The organism is Pseudomonas sp. NUPR-002 (assembly GCF_056322725.1).
Window position 1 is genome coordinate 3,760,541 of sequence record NZ_CM150476.1, and the last position, 22,088, is coordinate 3,782,628.

Annotated in this window: 19 protein-coding genes; 8 read left to right on the forward strand and 11 right to left on the reverse strand. The window is 56.6% G+C overall.

Annotated features, from left to right (window positions below):
• Positions 1 to 7: 7 nt before the first annotated feature.
• Positions 8 to 1,009: a DUF4917 family protein gene (locus ACVWSC_RS16910; protein WP_023098597.1), complete on the reverse strand. Its 1,002-nt coding sequence runs from the start codon at positions 1,007 to 1,009 to the stop codon at positions 8 to 10.
• Positions 1,010 to 1,227: 218 nt separating this feature from the next.
• Between ACVWSC_RS16910 and ACVWSC_RS16915 the strand changes: the two genes are divergently transcribed.
• From ACVWSC_RS16915 to ACVWSC_RS16935, 5 genes are read left to right on the forward strand one after another with little or no spacing between them, the layout of a single operon-like run.
• Positions 1,228 to 1,608 carry a TIGR03757 family integrating conjugative element protein gene (locus ACVWSC_RS16915; protein ID WP_199798167.1) on the forward strand — a complete coding sequence of 127 codons (381 nt, stop codon included), beginning with the start codon at positions 1,228 to 1,230 and terminating at the stop codon, positions 1,606 to 1,608.
• Positions 1,605 to 2,546 carry a TIGR03756 family integrating conjugative element protein gene (locus ACVWSC_RS16920; protein WP_023098595.1) on the forward strand — a complete coding sequence of 314 codons (942 nt, stop codon included), beginning with the start codon at positions 1,605 to 1,607 and terminating at the stop codon, positions 2,544 to 2,546. Before ACVWSC_RS16915 ends, ACVWSC_RS16920 begins: the two co-directional genes overlap by 4 nt.
• A 10-nt stretch (positions 2,547 to 2,556) precedes the next feature.
• Positions 2,557 to 3,951: an integrating conjugative element protein gene (locus ACVWSC_RS16925; protein WP_023098594.1), complete on the forward strand. Its 1,395-nt coding sequence runs from the start codon at positions 2,557 to 2,559 to the stop codon at positions 3,949 to 3,951.
• Positions 3,948 to 4,295, forward strand: a complete 348-nt coding sequence (locus ACVWSC_RS16930; RefSeq protein WP_023098593.1) for a hypothetical protein — start codon at positions 3,948 to 3,950, stop codon at positions 4,293 to 4,295. The genes ACVWSC_RS16925 and ACVWSC_RS16930 overlap by 4 nt, the downstream gene beginning before the upstream one ends.
• 15 nt (positions 4,296 to 4,310) lie before the next feature.
• Complete coding sequence (locus ACVWSC_RS16935; protein WP_023098592.1) at positions 4,311 to 5,834, forward strand: conjugal transfer protein TraG N-terminal domain-containing protein; 1,524 nt, start codon at positions 4,311 to 4,313, stop codon at positions 5,832 to 5,834.
• A gap of 14 nt (positions 5,835 to 5,848) precedes the next feature.
• On the opposite strand, the gene ACVWSC_RS16940 is transcribed toward ACVWSC_RS16935, so the two are convergent.
• Positions 5,849 to 6,208, reverse strand: a complete 360-nt coding sequence (locus ACVWSC_RS16940; protein WP_031629833.1) for a DUF3742 family protein — start codon at positions 6,206 to 6,208, stop codon at positions 5,849 to 5,851.
• A gap of 232 nt (positions 6,209 to 6,440) precedes the next feature.
• On the opposite strand from ACVWSC_RS16940, the gene ACVWSC_RS16945 reads away from it, so the two are divergent.
• The 3 genes from ACVWSC_RS16945 (at position 6,441) to mobH (ending at position 10,176) form a co-directional block, all read left to right on the forward strand.
• On the forward strand, positions 6,441 to 7,199 hold the full coding sequence (locus ACVWSC_RS16945; RefSeq protein ID WP_023098591.1) for a type IV toxin-antitoxin system AbiEi family antitoxin domain-containing protein: 759 nt from the start codon (positions 6,441 to 6,443) through the stop codon (positions 7,197 to 7,199).
• Positions 7,192 to 8,118 carry a nucleotidyl transferase AbiEii/AbiGii toxin family protein gene (locus ACVWSC_RS16950; RefSeq protein ID WP_023098590.1) on the forward strand — a complete coding sequence of 309 codons (927 nt, stop codon included), beginning with the start codon at positions 7,192 to 7,194 and terminating at the stop codon, positions 8,116 to 8,118. Before ACVWSC_RS16945 ends, ACVWSC_RS16950 begins: the two co-directional genes overlap by 8 nt.
• 234 nt (positions 8,119 to 8,352) lie before the next feature.
• Entirely contained in the window at positions 8,353 to 10,176 is a 1,824-nt protein-coding gene (mobH, locus tag ACVWSC_RS16955) for a MobH family relaxase (RefSeq protein WP_476461705.1), read from the forward strand.
• Between the two features lie 69 nt (positions 10,177 to 10,245).
• Here the strand turns inward: mobH and ACVWSC_RS16960 are convergent, their stop codons facing one another.
• The 9 genes from ACVWSC_RS16960 to ACVWSC_RS17000 all read right to left on the reverse strand — a co-directional run bounded on the left by ACVWSC_RS16960 (position 10,246) and on the right by ACVWSC_RS17000 (position 22,084).
• Positions 10,246 to 11,010 (reverse strand): SAM-dependent methyltransferase, encoded by a 765-nt coding sequence (locus tag ACVWSC_RS16960; RefSeq protein WP_023098588.1) that lies wholly within the window; start codon positions 11,008 to 11,010, stop codon positions 10,246 to 10,248.
• Between the two features lie 15 nt (positions 11,011 to 11,025).
• Positions 11,026 to 11,790, reverse strand: a complete 765-nt coding sequence (gene fabI / locus ACVWSC_RS16965; protein WP_023098587.1) for an enoyl-ACP reductase FabI — start codon at positions 11,788 to 11,790, stop codon at positions 11,026 to 11,028.
• 173 nt (positions 11,791 to 11,963) lie between these two features.
• Positions 11,964 to 13,778: a PHA/PHB synthase family protein gene (locus ACVWSC_RS16970; RefSeq protein ID WP_023098586.1), complete on the reverse strand. Its 1,815-nt coding sequence runs from the start codon at positions 13,776 to 13,778 to the stop codon at positions 11,964 to 11,966.
• Positions 13,779 to 13,961: 183 nt separating this feature from the next.
• Positions 13,962 to 15,683 carry an acetate/propionate family kinase gene (locus tag ACVWSC_RS16975; RefSeq protein WP_023098585.1) on the reverse strand — a complete coding sequence of 574 codons (1,722 nt, stop codon included), beginning with the start codon at positions 15,681 to 15,683 and terminating at the stop codon, positions 13,962 to 13,964.
• Positions 15,684 to 15,783: 100 nt separating this feature from the next.
• Complete coding sequence (locus ACVWSC_RS16980) at positions 15,784 to 17,190, reverse strand: bifunctional enoyl-CoA hydratase/phosphate acetyltransferase (protein WP_023098584.1); 1,407 nt, start codon at positions 17,188 to 17,190, stop codon at positions 15,784 to 15,786.
• Positions 17,190 to 19,589 carry a DUF3141 domain-containing protein gene (locus ACVWSC_RS16985; RefSeq protein ID WP_442107964.1) on the reverse strand — a complete coding sequence of 800 codons (2,400 nt, stop codon included), beginning with the start codon at positions 19,587 to 19,589 and terminating at the stop codon, positions 17,190 to 17,192. The genes ACVWSC_RS16980 and ACVWSC_RS16985 overlap by 1 nt, the downstream gene beginning before the upstream one ends.
• 38 nt (positions 19,590 to 19,627) lie before the next feature.
• Positions 19,628 to 20,809 (reverse strand): acetyl-CoA C-acetyltransferase, encoded by a 1,182-nt coding sequence (locus tag ACVWSC_RS16990; RefSeq protein ID WP_031629828.1) that lies wholly within the window; start codon positions 20,807 to 20,809, stop codon positions 19,628 to 19,630.
• 72 nt (positions 20,810 to 20,881) lie between these two features.
• The gene (gene phbB, locus ACVWSC_RS16995) at positions 20,882 to 21,628 is read right to left on the reverse strand and encodes an acetoacetyl-CoA reductase (protein WP_023098581.1); all 747 of its coding nucleotides are present in this window, start codon (positions 21,626 to 21,628) and stop codon (positions 20,882 to 20,884) included.
• Between the two features lie 3 nt (positions 21,629 to 21,631).
• Positions 21,632 to 22,084 (reverse strand): phasin family protein, encoded by a 453-nt coding sequence (locus tag ACVWSC_RS17000; RefSeq protein ID WP_023098580.1) that lies wholly within the window; start codon positions 22,082 to 22,084, stop codon positions 21,632 to 21,634.
• Between the last annotated feature and the right edge of the window lie 4 nt (positions 22,085 to 22,088).

Below are 22,088 nucleotides of genomic sequence, written 5' to 3' on the forward strand. Positions count from 1 at the left end.
CTTGACACTACGCACCCTGGTGATTCCAGCAGCCGGCGCTTTGACTGTCGAAAAACTCTACTGGCACCGCACCCAAGGCTCCTTGGATGATCGCCATCACCCGATTGCAGTAGATCTGGTCTGCGCCGTACACAGAAACCGCAACGCGGCGGATGCCGGTGCCTCGCATCCGCTGTAGCAGGTGTATGTCCTGCTCGCCCAACCCCCATCCATAGATGACGAGCGTCTCGCGCTCAGAACCCAGCACCTCCCGATAGACCGTGGAGAGGTAGTAGCTGTTCTGGATCGAACTCACCTTTTGCTGCCAGGTCCCCTCGCTCACGAACAGCGGCACAACCTCTTCGCTGCGCCACCGCGTCAAGATGGCCTCCAGCAGTCCCGCATCGGCGTTGTAGATCTTGCGCTCCTGCTCGACGCGATTGCGGCACAGCACCAGGCTGCCATGCGGATAAAACACCAGCGTGGTCGATCGCTGGCGCCGAATCGGCGTTCTCAGCCTGCGCCAATCATCCTGGAACACCCCGCCCGCACCGAAGCAATCTTTGATGGCGTGCTCGTCGTCATGGTCATAGCCATACATCAAGGCCCAATAGACGATGAGGTCGTAATTCAACGACGCAACCGTATCGAAGTGCTTTATGAATCGGTAAATCGCCGGCAAATGCCCGCTGACCTGGTCGAACTCGGGATGGATGTCCTGGACACTCTGGATGAGGCAGTCCCGAACCCTAAGGTATGCCTCATGCGTTCGTTGGTCCGGGATCAGCAGTGATCGATTGACATTCGATGCCTGCCACACGATGCGCAGGATCAGCTCGAAGTCCGTCGTCCCGAAGAATGCGAACAACCGCTCGACGTCCGGGGCGATCAGCTCGTTCGTTCGGGCATGTTCCAACAACGAGCCATAGGAAAAACTCGGGCTCACCGCAATGCTGGCGCCATTTCCCAATATGGCGGTGCCTCGGTAGTTCGGGGCAATGGCCTCCCACGGCTGAATCACATAGGGCATCGGTTCCTCTCTCCAATCTTTGTCTCCCGTCACCTTACCGCAGTCCTGACCGAGGAATGGACGATCCGGCCGCACCAGCGCGGGAAATGAGGGTTCGGGGCAGTACGCATTGTTCGTGGCACTAGTCGGCGCTTTGCGTTGGACTACAGGGGTTTCTAACTGCCAGGCCGCATACCATGCGAAATCTCTACCTTCTGCTGCGACAAGCTCTACTCGGTATGACAATGTCAGTCGCCGGCGCGGCCAGCGCCCAGGAGGTCTGGATCGTCACCGATTCGAGCCATCGCGTGACCGGAAAAGCCACTGTCCACCGCCTCATTGAGCTGGACACCCCGCAGCGCTTCGAGGCTGAGTTGGCTGCGCAGTTGCCGAGCGATCCGCAGCGTGCCGCCGCGATGGTCCAACAGCGTCTGCAGCAAGGCGGCCAGCTCCTGCAAAAGCGCATGCTGGATGCCTACCAAGGCGTGGCCGACGCCTGGAGCCTCGGAATCACCACACTCCCGGCCGTCGTTGTGGACCAGCGTTACGTGGTCTACGGCGAATCTGATCTCGACAAAGCCTTGGCGCGCGTCGCACAGCATCGCAAGGACACACCATGAGGCCCCGTGTCCCCCGCCGACTGCGAATCTCTGCCGCTGTTGCGCTGCTTTGTGGCGCCACATCGAGCTTCGCGCTCAACACCGCGAGCATCGTGTCCTCTACGCTCTCGCCCGACTGCCTGGAGTACCGGGTGGTCGGCATCTGCTACTGGCTCCATTGCACTTGGACAGGATGCACAGTGCGCACCTCGATCAAGGTGCGGCACTACATTCCCGACGCCGTGGTTTCCAGCTATTCCAACACGGGCGAGAACCCCTGGACTGAAGTTCGTGCAATGAGCACGCCCAACCCGACTGCACAGGCGGGCGGGGATGGCACGACCAACCACGACAACGAGAACAACCTTGCGAAGTTCAAGAACGCCGATGTCATCGGCCATCCAGGAGGTCAAGTGTTCGGCCAGTTCGCGAGCTCGTCGGGCTACGCGTGCGAGGGGGCAGGCACGGCATTCATGCCCTACCTGCTCAGCACGCTGGACACCATCGCTTGGCGGTACAACGTGCCGGAGGCTGTGTACCCCGAAGCGCTGATTCCGGGCATGCGCGAGATTGGTGCCCGCACCAGCCTGAATCTGTGGGGAGCGGTCTATCCCCGGGGCGGCTTCCTGCACCAGGCCGACGACCACAAGTCCGGCGCTGTGGTCGCACAGCGCGCCGGCGATGTCGTCACCCGCCGCGGCCAACTGCACGTCTATCAACCCCTCCTCGCCAACAGCCGCGATGGCTACTGGCCGGCCGGGGCACTGATGGAAAGCGACGCCTCGACCGGCAAGTGGCAGGAACTGACACCGCGCCTGTCCTCGTCCTGCGCGGTGTTCCCGAACCACGGTCCGCTCACCCAAGCCCAGCAAGGTGACTACGCCTGGGCGCTGTGGCGCCCCTACAGCTGCTGCCAGCGGCGGGGCCAGGTCTTTCTTGGCAGCGTCGACTTCAACTGAGGCCATTACCATGAACTGCCAAGACAACTTCCACCCGTTCCGCCGTCTGTCCGTGCGCAGGCAGTCCTCGCTGCTCGCCAGTGCGCTGGTACTGGCGACCGGACTGGTCTGGGCTCAATCCGGCTTTCAGAACAGCGGCAGCGTGATAGGTGACGAGGTCATGTATTCGATTGGGGGTGGCAACGCTGTCTCGATGAGCGGTGCCGCTGGCATGCGCTCAATCGGCGTGGGTATGGGTTGGAACAGCAACCTGATTTGCGGTGACATGAGCATTAGCACGACGATCCAGAACCAGCTCAACGGGCTCACGAACGGCTTCCAGAACATCATGAGCAACGTGATCCAGAGCGCGACTAGCGCGGTCGCCTCGCTGCCGGCCCTGATCATCCAGCGTGCTGATCCGGGCTTGTACAACCTCTTGACCAACGGCGTCCTGCAAGCGCGTCTGGACTTCGACCGTTCCAAACTGACCTGTCGTGCGATGGCGGAACGGATGGCGGACGCGGCTGGCGGACAGCTCGGTTGGAACCAGATCGCCGAAGGCATGGCCCTGCGCCAAGCGGTGGCTAGCACAGACGCGGTTTCAGCCATCGAGCAGGCGGAGAGCAGCCGCGGCAACGATGGTGTGCCTTGGGTGGGCGGCAACAATGCTGGTGGCTCCGGCCAACCGTCCATCAAGGTAGTCGGCGACGTGACTCGTGCAGGCTACAACCTCGTCAATGGCCGTGGCGTGGCCGATACCTCGTCGATCTCCGCTGCCAACTGCAACAGCCTGGCCTGCGCGACCTGGCCTACGCCTCAGGCTGCGGCAGATTGGGCAACACGGGTCCTGGGCGAAAAAGAGCAACGCACCTGCGAGAGTTGCACCAAGACCCAGACCATACCGGGCGTCGGGTTGACGCCATTGATCCAGGAAGAGTACGAGACGAAGCTGGAAGTGCTACAGGAACTCATCAGCCGCACTCGCAACACCACTGTGGAAAACCTGCGCGCCGCCGGCAGCATGTCGCTGCCGATCACCCGTGGGGTGGTCGAGGCCCTGCGCGACGAACCGGACCAGGACATCCTCGCACGCCGCCTTGCATCCGAGGTGGCGCTTGCGTCAGTGCTGGAAAAAGCATTGTTGCTGCAGCGCACCTTGCTCACGGGTAAGAAGGAGCCCAACGTCGCAGCCAATCAGCTGGCGACCGAGGCGGTGAACCACGAGAGCGACACGCTAGATCGAGAGATCCTCAACCTCAAAACCGAACTCGATCTGCGCCGCGAATTGGCCAACAACTCACCGATGACCATCATCCAACGCCATGGCACTCGGGCATCCGGTTCGCGCGGTGTCTTCGAGGGTGACCCAACGCCCGACCGGCTCAACCGTCTGCAGCGGCGGGCACCCGGTGCTACCCCATGAGCACCCGGTGGCTGCGCATGAGGTGGCTGTTCAACCGGCGCAACGCGAAGGCACTGGCATGGGCCATCGTCCTGCTGGGCCTGGCGGTGGCTGCCAATGTGACCGGCATTTACCTGGTTGGCAGTGTGGCGGGCTGGGAACGCTGGATGTCTGCATCAGCTGGCTACTTCCTGGCCTGGCGGATCTGCCTTTACGCCGCCACCGTCTATGGCTGGTTATGGATGCGTCGGCGGCTGCTCACGCGCGAGGCATCTTCCGACGCGCGTCACCGTCTGGTTCGCGTGGAGGTGGCAGGCGTGATTGCCATCGTTGCCCTGGAAGCCAGCCTGCTACTGCAGACGTAACGAGGGATTCGGAACATGACACTCTTCACCACCGACTACCTCGAGTATTACCTGACCTTGGTAGGCTGGATCGTGCACAACGGGATCTGGTCCGTCCTGGTCTCCAGCGGCGTGTTCGCCATTCCCTTTGTGGCCATCATCATCCAAGAATGGCTGAAGGCCCGGGCCGAGGGCGCAGACGAGGGCAATAAGGGTGTGCTGTCGTCCATGCGTATTGAGAACCGCGTCTGGGTGGCAATCGTCGTGGTGATGTTTGCCGGCATCCCCTTCATCGACGTCGATCTCAATATGGTCCGACTGGACGACTCGCGCTCCCAGCAATGCCAGGTCAGTGTGCCCCAGCCTTCAGAAACGGGCTGGAGCCAGTCCTTTACCGCCCTCAATAACCAGAGCGCGAAGGTGCCCGTCTGGTGGGCCTTCATCCATACGCTTTCGCGCGCGGTCACTGGCGCTTCGGTGGCCGCCATCCCGTGCGGCACGGATCTTCGGCAGATGAGGATGGAGATCGACGCCACGCGCATTGACGATCCGGTGCTGGCCCAAGAGGTGGCGGACTTTACCCACGACTGCTACGGGCCAGCACGGGCCAAGCTCTTCATGAGTCGCCCGAGCCTAGACGAGTCCCAGATGCACGATGTCACCTGGATCGGCTCCAACTACTTCGTCAACACCGGCGGCTATTACGACACTTACCGTGCCAGCACACCTCAGGATAGTTGGGCCTATGACAGCAACCGCGATGCGGGTCTGACACAGGTGCCCAGCGGTGCTGGCTACCCGACGTGCCGCCAGTGGTGGAGCGATGGCGGCAATGGCCTGCGTGCCCGGTTGCTTGCCGAAGTTGATCCAACCCTCATGAATCGGTTGGCCGGCTGGGCGGGTTTCCTGAGCCGCGCCCAAGTAGATGACTCGGTGATCCGTGCGATCGCCTCGCCGCGCCAGCAGAAGCTTAATCAGGGAGCGGTCTACTCCGACTACGGCGGTCAGATCGACAAGACGCTGCCGAACATCGTCACCCGCGCGGCCGGCGACGTGGGTCTGGCGGTGGGCTCGCTGGGTTTCTTCCCCGCTATGGACGTGGTACGGCAGGCGCTGCCGATGGTGCTCTCACTGCTGAAGATGGCCCTGGTCATCTGCATCCCGCTGGTGCTCGTGGTCGGCACCTACGATCTGAAGACGGTGGTGACGATCAGCGTGGTGCAGTTCTCTCTGTTCTTCGTGGACTTCTGGCTCCAGCTCGCCCGATGGATCGACAGCACCATCCTAGACGCGCTGTACGGATGGGGGTGGGGCTGGAACCGACCGCACTCGAACTTCGATCCGGTGATGGGCTTGAACAACGCCTTCGGCGACATGCTGTTGAATTTCGTCATGGCGTCGATGTTCATCGTGCTACCCACTTTTTGGGTAATGGCCTTGGGCTGGGCTGGCATTCGCACCGGAAACGTTCTTCAGGGGCTTGCCGGCGGAACAGGAGATGCCAAAGCTGCGGGCGGCAAAGGTGCCGGAGCGGCCATGGGCGCAGTCACCAAGAAGTAACCCTTGCCTGACGTTTAGTCGTCATCCGAAACGTGAGGATCGATTCGAAACCCGTCATATGTGTAGAGACCGAAACCGGCAGGGCCGTTTCTCCACTCCGCCTCGGGCCTCGACGCAGCCTCCGAATTACGCGCTACCCATGCTGCGGCGATGGCGAAGAGCAGGATGACCGCAAGCCCAGTCGCGACATACAGCATGACACCCGCGGCAACCAACTTCACCGCCCACAGCAACGCCAAAGCGAGACCTTTGGGCACGCCTTTGCCCAACAGCCAAGACGATAGTTGCCGTTCGATGCGCGCGCCCGCACGCCAGGCGCAGCCGAGCCAATGGCCTAAGCGTTCGGGGAAGCTGCGATGTGTCTTTGCGTTCATGGCGGTCACCTGTCGTGCGCTATATGTTTGCTCCAGTTTGCCCTGCACGCCGTTGCGCGCAGAGCATCAATGCGATTTTGGCACCGCGCGGTTCAGGTGCCCAAGGCAATAGGGATCATCAAGATGACATCCATGATTAGATTTATACGTCAAATTCAACCAAGAGGCTACTTTTTCTGCATTTCTGCGTTTCGACCTGGAGTCTGATTGGATTTTTACGTATATTTAACTCATGAGTGGATTTTCTAGACATCAAGTAATCAAGCATCTGCAAGCGGACCTTCCCAGGGGGGCACCGTTCGATCTGCAGCTGCTCGAAACCTTCGGCGTTTCGCCCCAGCTTGCCGCCCGCTACGTAGAAAGCGGATGGCTGGTGCGCCTTGGCCACGGGACATACGCGTTTCCCAACGACAACTTTGACGTCACCGGCGCGCTGCGCTTCCTCCAACAGCGCGTCGCAGGCCTGCACGTAGGCGGCAAAAGTGCTTTGGCTATGCAAGGGGTGCGGCACAACCTGAGCACACGCGAAGTCTTAGTGCTGTGGGGAGAGGCGCGCTTCAGCCTGCCGGCTTGGTTCAGTGCACGCTTTCCTGCCAGGTATGTCAACGCGCGGCTGTTTGACTGGCCTGACACAGGCGTGGCCAACAAGACTCTGCACACGCCTCCGGGCCAGCCGAAGGAACTGCAAGTGGCGGTGCCCGAACGCGCCGTACTCGAGATGCTGTACGAAGCGGGAACCCGACAGAGTCTGGAAGAGGTTCGCAACCTTTTCGACGGTTTGCGCTCGCCCCGTAAGGAAATACTGGGCCAGCTCCTGTCTTGTTGCACCAGTGTCAAAACCGTACGCCTGTTCCTGACTTGGGCTCGCGAGACCGGCGTGGTTGATGTCGATGCACTGGTACAGCAATACCCGCTACGCACCGGCAGCAGCAAGCGTTGGATGAGCCGCATGGACGACGGCACCCTACTGAGCCTCAAGCCTCATGGATAAGCAATACGCGGACACCGTCCGCCTACTACTTAACATCACCCCCGACGTGTTCGCCAACGACATCTTCGCGATGAAGGGCGGAACGGCCATCAACCTGTTCGTTCAGGACATGCCACGCCTGTCGGTCGACATCGATGTCGTCTATCTTCCCTGGCAAGTTCCTCGGGATGAGGCGCTAATGGCCATCAATGAAGAGCTAGCCGCGATCGCCCAACGCGTCGAGCCACTGGGCATCCAAGCCCGTTTGATTCGCAGCAAGGAGCTGGGTGACACCAAGCTGATTGCCGAGGACGAGACCAGCCAGGTGAAAGTGGAGGTCAACGTTGTGTTCCGAGGCACCGTCCTACCTGTTGCCCAACGCCCCTTGGGCACCAAAACCAGTGACCGGTTCGGTGTGGAGTTCAGCGTGCCCACGTTGGACGTGGCCGAACTCTACGCCGGCAAACTGGTTGCAGCTCTCGATCGTCAGCACCCGCGAGATCTATTTGACGTCTGGCGCCTATTCGAGACGGGAGGTATCACCGACGAGATGGTTGAATGCTTCGTTGTCTACCTTGCGGGCCACAACCGTCCGATCCATGAAGTGCTGTTCGGCAACGACAAAGACATCGCCAATGAGTTTGAGCGCGCGTTCGTCGGTATGACAGAACTTGATTGTCCGCTCGAGCAACTAATACGCACTCGAGCTAGGTTGAGACATGAGTTGCCTAAACGCTTGAGTAGCAAGCACGAGAGTTTTCTGCGTGGGCTGGCGCGTGCGCAACCTGACTGGGCTCTGCTGCAGTGCCAGCATGCGGAGCAACTCCCCGCGCTGCGCTGGAAATTATCAAATTTGTTGAAATTCATGGATAGCAGGCCAGGCGATCTACTGCTTCAAGCCGACATGCTTGATGCTGCATTTAAGAGTGTTCGGAAGTAGCGGCCCCAGGCCTCACATCATTGCTTTATGGCAATTATGCGACCCGCAAAGCAAGCGCCTTAGATGCCGACAAAAGGGGAAACGGCATTGCGTATAGAGCCTTGCCTTGTCTTGACACCTTGACGGATCCTGTCAGCAAACGGGTTCGAAGGGTGAATGGAAGGGATGCCAAGGGGAATGGGCCTACCCGAAAAAGGAAAAGGCCCGTTGCAGCCCACTCCCTTGAGGTCCGCGATGTTTAACCTGTTCCAGAGAAAGCCACCAGCAGTACCCCGCACCGAAGTGGTAGAGACGGCCGATACGGTCAACGGATTCACGAATCCAAAGGGAGCCGCGGTACTGCTCGCCACGCCACGCCGCCAGAAGCTACTTGAGCACATCTGGCAACGTACTTCACTGCCGCGGGAAAAATTCGCCTCGCTCTATCAGGCCCCTTTGAACCGCTACGCCGAACTAGTCCAGCAGTTTCCTGCATCTGAAAGTCATCATCATGCCTACCACGGAGGCATGCTCGATCATGGTCTTGAGATCGTTGCATATGCCCTGAAGCTTCGGCAGTCGTATCTACTGCCCACCGGTTCAACACCAGAAGACCAAGCTGAGCAGGCTGAGGCCTGGACTGCGGCGACAGCCTATGCATCCCTATTGCACGACATAGGTAAGCTTGCAGTGGATATAAGCGTCGAGCAGTCAGATGGCGCCACGTGGCATCCCTGGCATGGACCCTTGCAGTTACCGTATCGATTTCGGTACCGCGAGAATCGTGAGTACCACTTGCATAGCGCTGCGACAGGACTGTTATACAACCAGCTTCTCAATCGAGAAATTCTCGATTGGCTCAGTGGGTATCCGACGCTGTGGTCGGCGTTGCTGTATGTTCTGGCCGGGCAGTATGAGCATGCTGGTGTTCTAGGTGAGCTAGTCGTACAAGCAGACCGCGCATCAGTGGCACAAGAACTTGGCGGCGACCCTGCACGAGCAATAACAGCACCGAAACATGCTCTTCAGCGCAAGCTGTTGGATGGATTGCGTTACCTAGTCAAGCACGAACTAAAGCTGAACCAGTCGGAGGCTTCTGACGGCTGGATAACTCAAAATGCCTTGTGGCTCGTGAGCAAGACCGTTTCTGACAAGCTCCGCGCACATTTGCTATCTCAAGGTATGGACGGCATTCCGTCAAATAACACTGCCATCTTCAACGTACTTCAAGAGCATGGCTTATTGGTTCCCACAAAAGATGATCGGGCAATCTGGCGTGCGGCAGTCAATAACAATGCTGGATGGTCGCATAGCTTTACTTTGCTGCAGCTTTCGCCAGCATTGTTTTGGCAAGCTAACGAACGCCCCCTATCATTCTCAGGAACGGTGACTGCTCTCGATGATCAGGAGGGCATCGAAGCAGAGATTCCTTTGCCGTCCACAATGACAGCATTACCGATCCATTCCGACGCTACCGCACACGGGACGACAACCGATGATGGAGAGGCTGTATCAATTGATGGACAGAACTCTCCCGACACACAAGTGGTGGATGATCTGTTGTCACTTTTCTCCTCCCAAGAAGAAGGAACTGCGAAATATTCGTCACCACCTCCAAAACAGTCTCTCTCACACGATAAACGGCCAGTATCATCTAAAGAGATACCATTCCAACAGTCTCCTACCCCCGCCACTCTGCCTTCAGGAAAGCACTTTATTTCCTGGCTAAAGGAAGGCCTTCAGTCGCACAAAATTCTTATAAATGATGCGAAGGCCCTTGTGCACACCGTCGCTGAGACCGCATACCTCGTTAGTCCGGGTGTGTTTCAACGATATGCACAGGAACATCCTGTGATTTCATCAATGACAAAAGCAGAAAAACAGCAGGATTGGCAATGGATTCAAAAACAATTTGAGAAGCTTCAAATCCACCGCAAACAACAAAGCGGATTGAACATTTGGACATGTGAGGTGGTTGGCCCACGGAGGTCACGGAAACTGCATGGCTATCTACTGGAGGACCCCGCGCAAGTATTTGACGAATGCCCCCCGAATAATCCGTATCTTCAGGTGGTGTGACCGATGTACTTTCGTCGCTGCGAACCGCCCATTTTGAAATCTGTCGCTGAAGAACCCCAAACAGGTAACTTAATTATTTTCGAACGCACGCTGTGACATCAAGGCAAATACCCCCCAGCCCAAATACTCGCGGGTGTATGTGGTATGACGCTCCGGCTCTGAGGTCAACTTGGAGCGGACCACCTCAGTCAGTTCATCCTCAGGATTCGCTTCAAGCCAACGGCGCATAGTGATCCATTTGGCAGCTTCGTAACGATCCCAACCATCTTGATTGGCCAGAACCATTTCAACTACGTCATAGCCAATCTGGCCGAACGAGGCGATAAGTCTTGGAAGCACAAGAAAGTCGGAGATCGAGTTAGCAAGACATCCCTTGGCCACGTCCTCTGTCGGTGGCAACTGCCGCCAATACGGCTCGCCGATCAGAATGACTCCTCCAGTCCTCAGGCTTTGCGCGAGAAGCTCGATAGTGCCGGCGACTCCTCCACCTATCCAAGTAGCCCCTACGCAAGCAGCGACGTCAAACTTATCCTCAGAGGCGTAGCCAGCTGCATCGTCATGGATGAATTCAACCTGTTGAGCCACGCCTAGGTCGTGCGCCCGCAGCTTTGCTTGCTCAGTGAACAACGGACTCATGTCAATGCCAGTACCGACGATGCCGTGATCACGGGCCCAAGTGCACAGCATCTCACCGGACCCACTACCTAAATCGAGCACTCGCGTCCCAGGTTCAAGACGCAACGCCAAACCCAACGTTTCGAACTTGTCGGAGGTGAACGGATTATGAATCCGGTGCGCGCTCTCCATAATGCTGAATATTCGAGGGATGTCCATTATTCTTCCCAATGTTCAAGTAACGATGGAATAACCGCCGTCAATATAGTGCACTCCGCCTGTTAGATTCCCTGCCTCAGGTGAGGCCAGAAACGCGGCCATCTCCCCGACATCCTCAATTGTGGCCAAGCGATGCGTTGGTGCTTGCCTGATGACATTCTTCATCAGCTCATGAAAATCATCTATGCCGGATGCGGCCCTTGTTGCTATGGGTCCTGGCGAAAGGGCGTGCACACGAATACCTTTTTCACCAAGCTCCGCAGCTGCGTAACGCATGGCGCATTCAAGTGCAGCCTTTACTGGCCCCATCATGTTGTAGGTTTGTACTACCCGATTCGCACCAAGAAAAGAAACAGTGAGACAAGTTCCACCGTTGGTCATCCGTGACTCTGCCATGTGGAGCATGCGTAAAAAAGAATGAACGGACACGTCCATTGCTTTCGAGAAACCGATTGCAGAGCTGTCTATTAATCGACCATTCAAATCATCTTTTGGTGCAAAGGCAATAGAATGCACCAAAGTGTCAAGCCTCCCCCATCGCTTATCAATTTCAGAAAACACCGCTTCCAATTGATCGGGGTTGGTGACATCCAGCGGCAGCATTATCTCCGCGCCCAATTGCTCAGCAAGAGGCCGAACATATACCTCCGCCTTTGCATTTAGCCAGGTAACTGCCACCTTGGCTCCGCAACGGTGCAGAGCCTTTGCACAGCCCCACGCAATAGAATCCTGATTGGCAATGCCTACCACGAGAGCGTACTGCCCCTTTAATGAATTCATGCTCTGTAGTCCCTTCGAAAATATCAACGGAATAGTCGAATAAGATCGTTTTCATGACAGCTTTCTAACGTGCAGAAAGCACCCAAAAAACACCCCGGTATCAGAAAATCGGCCAGCCTCAGTTTTATCTTGAGAAAGCTCAGACGCTTGAAGTGCGGCGAGCAACTGAGGACCTACTTTTGTGGAGACTCCGAGCGAGCACTGACGTCATTGACTCCATCGCCCTTTGGGTGCCCCACGTCTGAAGCCCGCTCCATGACATAACTTCCAGGTGCGTCCCCGCAGGGACGATAGCCTTTACCTACAGCCCCAATTCTTGGGGGCTTGACGGGAGTTCCACCCTGGCTGTTAAGCCAATCCACCCAAGCGGGCCACCACGAGCCCGTGCGGCTTTGCGCAATCTGACGCCACTCGTCTGGACCTTGGTACGGAGTACGTGCGGGGCGCCTATGTATCAAATACTCGCGACGTGGACGCCCAGGCTCACTGACAATACCGGCATTGTGCCCGCCGTTAGTGAGCACAAAAGTGATCTCTGCCTGGGAAAACAGGTGCAACCTATAAACGGACTGCCACGGAGCAACGTGGTCAGATGTCGTGCCCACACAGAATGTAGGTAGGTTGATGTCTCCTAGCGAAACAGGGCGCCCATCCACAAGGTACCGTCCTCCGCTCAGATCATTGTTGAGATACAAGCGCCGAAGATACTCAGAATGCATACGAGCAGGCATGTTGGTGGTGTCGGCATTCCAAGCCATCAAATCGCTCATTGGCCGCCGATCTCCCAGCATGTATTCATTGACTACGCGCGACCACACAAGATCGTAGGAGCGCAGCATTTGAAATGCGCCACTCATTTGACGGGAATCAAGATAGCCTGCGACAGCCATGTGAGCTTCTAGAAGCGCCAACTGCCCCTCGCTTATGAAGAGCCCCAATTCACCAGGTTCACTGAAGTCGGTCTGAGCCGCTAAAAGCGTGAGTGAAGCCAGACGTGTGTCCCCATCCCGCGACATGGCCGCAGCTGCAATAGATAGAAGCGTTCCCCCCAGACAGTACCCTGCGGCATGAACCTGGCGCTTCGGGACTATGGCATTGATCGCCGAAAGAGCAGCTTGGATACCGAGCACTTGGTAATCCTCCATGCTCAGTTCTCTATCTTCTGATGACGGATTTCGCCAAGAGATGCAGAAAACCGTGAATCCCTGCTCAACTAGGTACTTGATAAGTGAGTTATGCGGCGACAGATCCAAAATGTAGTACTTCATGATCCATGCTGGAACGATCAAAAGCGGTTCTGAGTTGACCTTTTCAGTAGTGGGCTCGTACTGTATTAATTCAATCAGGCGATTCCTAAGAACCACTTTGCCAGGCGAAACAGCCACATCTCGGCCGACTTGAAAGTTCTCCGCTCCAGGCGGGAGATTTCCAGAAACGCTGCGATTAAAATCGTCCATTAGATTGGAGAATCCACGCAACAGGTTCGCACCATTTTCAGCGCGTGTTCTTTCCTGGACAACTGGATTTAACAAACCAACATTGAATGGTGAAATGGCATCCAACCATTGTTTCGTTGCAAACTCGACAATGCGTTGTGACTTTGGATCAACACCCCATATTCCCTGGGTTGCCTCTGCCCACCAGCTCGACTGAAGCTGAAACGCTTCGCGGAATAGACTGTAGGGAAATTCATCCCAAGCGGGATCAGTTAAACGTTGGTTTGGAGTGATGGGCAGCTGAGGCAATGGATCGCCTTGAGCTACGTTAATGCAAGACTGCATGATTAAATTGGACAGATGCCGGGCATGGTCATCCCCCAACTTAATCAAATCGTTCAGCTTGGCCGGACTTGATGCGAGATGTAGAGACCAGTCCAGCCAGGCAAGAACTCCTGATTCAGGTGAAAAATGTGACCAAGCTTTCGCCCACGCCGCATGGAACTCGCCGTCGTCTTTTTTCGAATGCGCATCTTTGTCGTGTTGAGTCATGGGATATCTCCGCGCGCTTATACAAGGCTGCTGGCAAATACATACCTAGAGCGCGCCAGTGTTAAATTGGCGACGCACCTAATATCAGTCTTTTTATCTAAAATATCCGGGCTGGCCCACTGAGTTTCGAGCGATTTGAATTGGGTAGGCCCAGAAATTCCTCAGAGACTTCAGTGGAGTTCTTTATTGCTCTCGCAGTGCCGGTGGATTTGCTGTCGCCGGATGGGACTGTCGAACCAGCAGTACTGGAACAGGTGCAAGGCGCGCTACTTGCTCTGCATCACTGCCTATGAGGACACGATCAAGCCCTCTACGACCATGCGTACCAATGACCACGACATCACAACGAGTGGTCTCGACCTGCTCCACTATCAAATCAGAAACGCGCTCTCCCTTGCTGACGATCAGCGCTGTCTCGACAGCGATCCCATCCTGCCGCAAGCGGGTTGCAGCTTGATCAAGCATTGCCTGACCTCTGGACAAGAACCCTGGAAATACTTCGTCGATGTAGACTTTTGGCGGTTCATATCCGCTGCTGAGTCTCAGTTCCTCGATCACATGCAAAAGAACAACCATGGCACCATTCGTTTTTGCTAGGTCGGCGGCATGCTCCATCGCGTGATGGGAAGTTTCACTGCTATCTAGGGGAACCAGGATTCGAGAGTACATAGCTTTTTTCCATGAGTCAGGACGATGAAAAGGCAAACGCAACAGGCGGCGAACATGGCGTGCGGCCACCCATTCTTCATTGGTTGGTTCGACGCCTACGACGACTCGGCTATCTGCGCATGAGATCACTCGCGAATTTATGGCGTTCGCTTGTACATCAATCTTCACCCCAAGATATTCAAGATCACGGCAGACGCGATCACGAATAAAGTCGTTGTGCTCACCAACTCCAGCAGTAAAGATCAAGAGATCAAGTCCACCTAGAACGGCAACTAGAGCGCCTATCTCTCGAACAATCCGCCGTACATAGAGATCTAGCGCCAGGCGAGCGCGTTCACCGGCCTCGCCGGGGTCAGACTCATGCTTACGAATTATTCGTGGCTCTGCCGAAACGCCGGAAATACCTAGCAAGCCGGATCTGCGAAACAGGACATCATTGACTTGGTCAAGTGAGAGTTTGTCTGCACTCATCAAGTAAAGAACAGCACCTGGATCGACAGCGCCCGTACGCGTCCCCATCATCAGCCCATCAAGGGCAGAGAATCCCATTGTGGTCGCAACGCTCTCCAGATTCAGCATTGCACATAGGCTGGCACCATTTCCAAGGTGCGCGACAATCGTGCGCCCCCGTGCTGTCTGAGGATACTGTTCGGCCAAAGTGGTCGACATGAACTCGTACGACAAACCATGAAAGCCATAGCGGCGAACACCCCGTTGCCAAGCCTCATACGGGAGCGGCAGCACCTGTTCGAGCTTTGGTATGGAATGATGGAACCCCGTGTCGAAGCACGCTATTTGCGGAATCTCAGGGTGCTGACGTAATAGATGTTCTATGGCTTGAACTGTGACTGGCTGATGCAGGGGCGCTAATGGAATGAAACTTTTCAAATCAGCCAACACATCAGCGTCAATGCGCACCGGCGAAAAGTACTTGCTTCCACCATGGACCACTCTATGCGCAATGCCGCATAATTCTCGTCCGTTCAGTCGATGGAAGACCTGCTCAAGGATATGTTCCAACGCATCTCGAAACGGGTGCTCAGCGTTGAGATTGATGCGATACGGTGCCGTCCCTGTCTCACCAAAGTCCGGACGTTCCTCTCCTATACCTTGCACCTTTCCATTCCACAGCGGTTTACGAGGGATAACGGGAAGCGATGCATCGAACACGGCAAATTTAATGCTCGATGATCCGCAGTTGAGGACAAGAATTAAAGCGTCTGCAATTTGATTCATAGAAAATTAAGCCTTTCAAATATGAATGAACAAGAAGAGCTTATTGCTGATGCATGGAGTCATCAGCGTCATGACTTTGCTGTTCTGGATAGTGGCGTGCTCATGGCGGCGAGTTTTCGTAATATCTGGCCAGCATCACGGCGATGGCACATGAGGAGATTCTTGCCTCGCGAGAGTCCGCGCGGCTGGTCAGCACGATCGGCACCTTCGCACCCATAACGATGCCGGCGCTGGCCGCATCACCCATGTACTCGATTTGTTTCGCGAGCATGTTGCCACTCTCCAAATCGGGGACAACCAACACGTCTGCCTGTCCAGCGACTTCGGATCGAATCCCTTTAATTTGCGCTGCAGCTAGCGACACCGCGTTGTCGAGAGCCAATGGTCCGTCCAGCACTGCGCCACTGATTTGACCTCTGTCTGCCATCTTGCATAGCGCGGCGGCTTCGAGCGTGGCTGGCATGGATGGATTAATGGTTTCCACTGCAGCGAGTATTGCGACGCGAGGCCGCTCAACACCGATGACATGCGCCAGGTCGATCGCATTTCGGATGATGTCGGCTTTGTCCTGCAGGCTAGGAGCAATGTTGATTGCTGCATCAGTGATGATGAACGGCCGCGGGTAAAATGGCGTCTGCATCAAGAAGCAATGGCTCACGCGGCGCTTGGTGCGAAGCCCCGCTGATGACGTCAGCACCGCAGCCATGAGCTCGTCGGTATGCAGGCTTCCCTTCATCAGAGCTTGTACTTCGCCCTGTGCTGCCATCTTGGCTGCCTGTGCTGCTGCGGCATGGCTATGAGGGACGTCGACAATGGACAGGCTCGTTAGATCAAGCGCAGCTTCAGCGGCGATGGCTTGCAATCGCGCAGCAGGTGCCACCAAGATCGGCTCGACCAAACCAGCCTTCTGCGCGTCCAGCGCTGCTGAGAGGCTCAGGGCATCGCAGGGATGCACGACGGCTATCCGGATCGGGCCGAGTGGCTTCGCATAGTCGATAAGCGCCTTCGAGCCTGCCTTTGCGCTCGTCAATAGTCGCACTTCAGGCAGCGCTGTGCGGTCAACCACAATGTGTTCTCGCGTGGCGGTAATCTCGGCCTCGCCCTCGATCACAACGACTCCATCCTGGTTAACGCATTGGCAGTCTAGAACGACACCTAGGTCCGTCGGATCAAGGCGAAGAATCTCCACCGTGACTCGCAGCGAGTCTCCAATCCTGATGGGCTGCAGAAATTGAAAGTTCTGACGTCGATAGGTCGAGCCAAAGCCAGGCAGGCGAGTGCCCAGGAGTCCGGAGATCAGTGATGCTGCCCACATGCTATGGGCAAGAACACCTTGCCACTTGGGAAATACATCAGACTTCGGATCAGCGTTGGGCGGCTCGAAGCCACCGGACTGTATCGCGAAGAGCTGAGCGTCCTGAGCGGTTAGAGTGCGTTCAATGCTGGCGACATCACCAATAGCCAAGTCATCGAAAATCCGATTGCGCAATACGGAGACATCTTGCATCACGACCGTCCTCTGCGATTTACCGGCACTCGCTTGGCCGGAGGTTGCTTGACTTGAGCCTTAGGTTTTTGCTGAGCAGGTGATCTTGGAGCTTTAGGTTGCGCAGCTATTCGTTTAGAACCGACCTGTTGTTTTGATTTCTGCACTCCGCCAAACGCCCCGGTCTCAGTTGTCTCAGATAGCGTACTTTCAGAAGGTAGAGCACTTAAGTTGCGCTGTTCCGCAGCAACGCTAAATACGGTAAGCATGCGTGCGAGCGACGTTCGTTCGTCGTCGGAGAGTTCGGTTTCAGCGAGATGAATCATCTGCTCAACAGATGAAGCCAATAAGCGGATTTCATCCGCGCTCGCGCTTGCGAGTAATGTTGGGATTGCTGAGATAGCCGCATCCATGTCATATGCCAGCAGCAGCGCCTGGCCGCGTACAAGGTGGCGCCACTCGGCCATGTCGTAGCGTTCATGCTCATGTCGCGGGTCGCGCAGCTGCGCAGCATGGCGATAGCGTGTCGCGTTGCCTTCAGTGCGATTGCGAAGTACATAGAACAAGGCTCGCACGCCAGCTTCCAGCAAACCTCCTTGCAACATACGAGCTTGAGCTTGGCCTAGCTCATACTCCATGAATTCACGGTGTTCGAGGGAGTCGCCAGGATGCGGCCGAATACTCTCGTTATTTGAGTGACCCTGTGCCGCAAGCGCCTGAACCCATGGCGATCCATAGATGCTTTCAAAGATCCACGCCTGAAGTTGGTCTCGATGATCTCTATAAAGGTCCAGTAGAAATACAACGGATCTCGACAGCTCCTTTTCGGCGACCAAGAACGGGTTGGTGTCATCCACGGGGCAGCGTAGCTCTTCAATTTGCCGCGTAGCTTGCTGGATTGTTTCTGCCAAAGGATGGGCACTAGACCACCATCCGTAGGACAGTCGCAGTGGGTGGAGTGCTTGCATCCACTGCGCCGAATAACTCGACGAGCACGCCTTCACCCAAGGTTGAAGGAACGTACGGTAGAGACCAAGATTGATATTGGATATCTGCTCCGCGGCAGCGAATCGGCGGTCACTTTGCGGATCTGGTTTAACGATAGACCGCACCTCATCCACGCTACTGGGCCGGATGAGCATCGTGTATTTGCCATCGGCAGCAACTTCTGGCGTCTCAGCGTCCACCACGTCTGCACGGTAGACTCCAGCAGGAAGAAGGTCGATGATGTCGATACCGGCAGTAAATTCCCGGTGTTCCTTTCTTCCTACGCTGCCTGACACGAAGATGCCGAGATGGCCGATGCTCTCATGCGTTGCAAACACAATAGTTTGATCGTGGCTTAGTACGTCCGAATCATCTCGATAAAGATCCGTGATCCAACCCAGCGCCTGTGGTGGTGGGGTTATGTTGTCCCCATACGAGCAGAAAACCACAATGGGCGAGCGAATGTTGCGCAGATCAATGCGCATGCCATCAGAGGTAATCATCTCTGCCGAGGACAGCTTGTTGCCAATGAACAAGTTGTCCACGATGTATTGCATCTCTACATCATTGAGAAAAACGTACCCGCCCCAGTACTTCTCAAAGCTCAGATAGCGTGAAGCCTCGGTGTCTACGTTTGCGTACAGGTTGTACTGCTTACCCCACCATGTATTCGCGGGGTTAAGGCTTTCGAAATTGCGCACCAGCCAAGCACCATCGAACCGGCCAGCACCAAGGTCACTTGTCATTGCCGTGAGCCAACTCCCACCCAACAAGCCGCCGGCATATCGCATCGGATTGTTGCCCGCCCAATACGAAAGTGGCGCACCAGCCACGATGATGGGACCGAAAAGGTCAGGCCATAGTGCGGCAGCCATCAGAACCTGCCAGCCGGCCTGGCAATTGCCAATCACAGCGGGCTTCCCTACGCTCTCGGGATGCAGTTCGCTCGCTCTACGCACGAACTCAGCATCTGCGCGAGTGACGTCCTCAATGGTTTGACCAGGTACAGGATCTGGAAGGAAACCGACGAAGTAGCACGGATGGCCAGCCTTCAGTGCCGCGCCAATTTCGCTGTCGGGTTTAAAACCTCCGATACCTGGGCCATGCCCTGCGCGCGGGTCGAATACGATGAAAGGACGTTTGCCCTCGTCAGTCGGTTGGTCGATGGTTGGCAGGATTCGCACCATCGCGTAATTGACCGGCCGCGGTAGATCTAGACCAGACATTACGAATTCGCTAGCGAAGTCCAGAACGTTGGGGGTTTCTTCGAGCAAATGCGCGCGGTACTGATCACCCCGTTGTCGCCGAACATCGCTGTACAGGATCGCCCTTTGCCAAGCATCGACCGTATACGATGCTGCGGCCTGCGTTAGGGCCCAGGGACTGCTCATGAGCGAGGTCCACTGCTGGGTATTGAATGTTTCATTGCTCATGACAATCTCCTAGGTCCAGTACCGTGGTTAGTACGCGCTTAGCGCCGTTCGATTGCCAAAGCGATACCTTGGCCCCCGCCAATGCACAGCGTTGCCAATCCTTTGTGGGCATCGCGACGGATCAACTCATGCACCAGGCTTACGAGGATGCGAGCGCCTGATGCTCCGATCGGGTGTCCCAATGCGATCGCGCCGCCATTGACGTTGACTTTCGATGCATCAAGTTCCAGGTCATGGGACACGGCAAGCGCCTGGGCGGCAAATGCCTCGTTGGCCTCGATCAAGTCCAGCTCCTGAAGCGCCCAGCCTGCCTTTTCCAACGCACGCCGAGTTGCCGGGACAGGTCCGATCCCCATGATGGCGGGATCGACACCAGCGGTTCCCCATGCCTTGATCCAAGCCAGCACTGGCAGCCCCAACGCTTGTGCTTTGTCGGCGCTGGCCAGCAGCAGCATTGCTGCACCGTCGTTGATCGTGGAGGCATTTCCGGCGGTAACCGTACCGTCCTTCATGAAAGCGGGTTTCAGCTTGGCAAGAGCCTCCGCCGTCGTACCTGCGCGCGGTTGCTCATCGGTGTTGAACTCAATCGGATCGCCCTTGCGCTGGGGGAGACTCACAGGTGTGATTTCATCCTTGAAGCGACCGGCCGCGATGGCTGCGGCAGCTTTTTCTTGCGAGGCGGCGGCGAAGCTATCCTGTTGAGCACGCGTTAGGCTGAACTGCTCCGCGAGATTCTCTGCAGTAATGCCCATGTGGTAGTTGTTGAATGCATCCCACAGGCCGTCTTGAATCAGGCTGTCTTGCAATGGCGCATGTCCAAGCCGCAGGCCTGTTCGCGCTTTGGGCAACACATAGGGTGCGAGACTCATGTTTTCCTGGCCGCCCGCCAGTACCAACTGGGCATCGCCCGCCTGGATGGCTTGCGCCGCCAGCTGAACCGCCTTCAGGCCCGAACCGCATACCTTGTTGATAGTCAGTGCTGATACCTGATGCGGCAGCCCTGCAGCAAGCGCAGCTTGGCGAGCCGGGTTCTGGCCGCTGCCGGCTGTGATCACCTGCCCGAGAATGACTTCGTCGATCTCTTGGGCAGCCACACCGGTGCGTTGCAGGATGGCCTGAATCAAAAGGGCTCCAAGTCGTGGAGCAGGAATCTCAGAGAGACTGCCTTGAAAACTGCCAATGGCAGTACGCGTAGCTGCCAGGATTGCGATATCCATCATGTTCCGAGCCTTGTTCAAATTGGTAAGGGCCCTGCCAGGGGGCCCAGCGCCCCCTGGCAGTGAAGCCATCAGTCAATACATGTGCTGTCCACCGTTCATCGATACGTTGCTGCCGGTCATGAAAGCAGCGGCATCGCTCACGATGAATGCGACCAACGCCGCAATTTCCTTGGGCTTGCCCAGGCGTCCAATGGGGATTGCCGCGACGATCTGCTTCAGAACATCCTCAGCCACCGCCGTGACCATCTTGGTTTCCAAGTAGCCGGGTGAGACCGTGTTGACGGTTACTCCCTTGCGCGCCACCTCTTGGGCCAAGGCCTTAGTGAATCCATGTATGCCTGCCTTAGCAGCCGAGTAGTTCGTTTGACCGAACTGCCCCTTGTTGCCATTGATGGAGGACACGTTGACGATACGGCCCCAGCCACGGTCCAACATCTTGTCAACCAGTGGACGAGTGACATTGAAGACCGAGTCGAGGTTGGTTCGCAGAACCGCGTCCCAACTTTCCTTGGTCATCTTGCGAAGCGTCCCGTCGCGAGTGATGCCGGCGTTGTTGATGAGGATGTCGACCTTATGGCCATCAGCGTGGATCTTGTCGGCCATGGCTTGGCACGCCACATCGTTGCTGATGTCCGCCTCGTAGGCAGTGAATGCATAACCTTGGGCCGACTGCTGTGCGAGCCAAGCCTGGGCATGGCTGTTCTGCGGCGAGTAAGTCACTAACACGGTGTGCCCGGCGTCATGCAGTGAACGCGCAATCTCCTCGCCAAGACCTCCCATGCCCCCCGTTACAAGGGCGGTACGTTTTTCCGCGCTCATGGCTCAACCCGCCTTCTCAGCCTTGGTTCTGGTGTTTGCAGCGGCGGGCTGCCAAATGGCGCCCCATTGCTTGAAAATGTCCTGGAGAGGCTGTGCAGCAGTGGTGGCTCCCACCACCTCCGTCACAGACTTTTGCCAGCTTTCCAGCGCTTGCTGCACACCAACGGTGAAGGCTGCTTGATTCTTGACTGCGATCTGATTGATCGTCTGTGCATCTGTGATGCGCGACTGGAAGAGCCTCCAGAAGCTTTCGGCTGGCAGAGTAGTCAACGATTGCCAATTGGCCGACCGCAACAGGCCTTCGATCTCAGCAGTCGTTTCAGAGATGTTCTCGCTACTGGCCTGCTGAGTGGCTTCAAGCCAGCGATGACCACTTTCCTGCACCAACCGGGTCAGCCGCAGTTGAAGTTCGGTGTTGGCCTTGTACAGATTCAAGGGAAGGGCTTCGATACTCATGGTC

Coding starts and splice junctions, on each gene's coding strand:
- ACVWSC_RS16950 (WP_023098590.1), top strand. CDS start 7,192: ATGGATAAGCAATACGCGGACACCGTCCGCCTACTACTTAACATCACC.
- fabI (WP_023098587.1), bottom strand. CDS start 11,790: ATGAATTCATTAAAGGGGCAGTACGCTCTCGTGGTAGGCATTGCCAAT.
- phbB (WP_023098581.1), bottom strand. CDS start 21,628: ATGAGCGCGGAAAAACGTACCGCCCTTGTAACGGGGGGCATGGGAGGT.
- ACVWSC_RS16975 (WP_023098585.1), bottom strand. CDS start 15,683: ATGAATCAAATTGCAGACGCTTTAATTCTTGTCCTCAACTGCGGATCA.
- ACVWSC_RS16925 (WP_023098594.1), top strand. CDS start 2,557: ATGAACTGCCAAGACAACTTCCACCCGTTCCGCCGTCTGTCCGTGCGC.
- ACVWSC_RS16920 (WP_023098595.1), top strand. CDS start 1,605: ATGAGGCCCCGTGTCCCCCGCCGACTGCGAATCTCTGCCGCTGTTGCG.
- ACVWSC_RS16940 (WP_031629833.1), bottom strand. CDS start 6,208: ATGAACGCAAAGACACATCGCAGCTTCCCCGAACGCTTAGGCCATTGG.
- ACVWSC_RS16960 (WP_023098588.1), bottom strand. CDS start 11,010: ATGGACATCCCTCGAATATTCAGCATTATGGAGAGCGCGCACCGGATT.
- ACVWSC_RS16930 (WP_023098593.1), top strand. CDS start 3,948: ATGAGCACCCGGTGGCTGCGCATGAGGTGGCTGTTCAACCGGCGCAAC.
- ACVWSC_RS16990 (WP_031629828.1), bottom strand. CDS start 20,809: ATGATGGATATCGCAATCCTGGCAGCTACGCGTACTGCCATTGGCAGT.
- ACVWSC_RS16915 (WP_199798167.1), top strand. CDS start 1,228: ATGACAATGTCAGTCGCCGGCGCGGCCAGCGCCCAGGAGGTCTGGATC.
- ACVWSC_RS16910 (WP_023098597.1), bottom strand. CDS start 1,009: ATGCCCTATGTGATTCAGCCGTGGGAGGCCATTGCCCCGAACTACCGA.
- mobH (WP_476461705.1), top strand. CDS start 8,353: ATGTTTAACCTGTTCCAGAGAAAGCCACCAGCAGTACCCCGCACCGAA.
- ACVWSC_RS16945 (WP_023098591.1), top strand. CDS start 6,441: ATGAGTGGATTTTCTAGACATCAAGTAATCAAGCATCTGCAAGCGGAC.
- ACVWSC_RS16985 (WP_442107964.1), bottom strand. CDS start 19,589: ATGAGCAATGAAACATTCAATACCCAGCAGTGGACCTCGCTCATGAGC.
- ACVWSC_RS16935 (WP_023098592.1), top strand. CDS start 4,311: ATGACACTCTTCACCACCGACTACCTCGAGTATTACCTGACCTTGGTA.
- ACVWSC_RS16970 (WP_023098586.1), bottom strand. CDS start 13,778: ATGACTCAACACGACAAAGATGCGCATTCGAAAAAAGACGACGGCGAG.
- ACVWSC_RS17000 (WP_023098580.1), bottom strand. CDS start 22,084: ATGAGTATCGAAGCCCTTCCCTTGAATCTGTACAAGGCCAACACCGAA.
- ACVWSC_RS16980 (WP_023098584.1), bottom strand. CDS start 17,190: ATGCAAGATGTCTCCGTATTGCGCAATCGGATTTTCGATGACTTGGCT.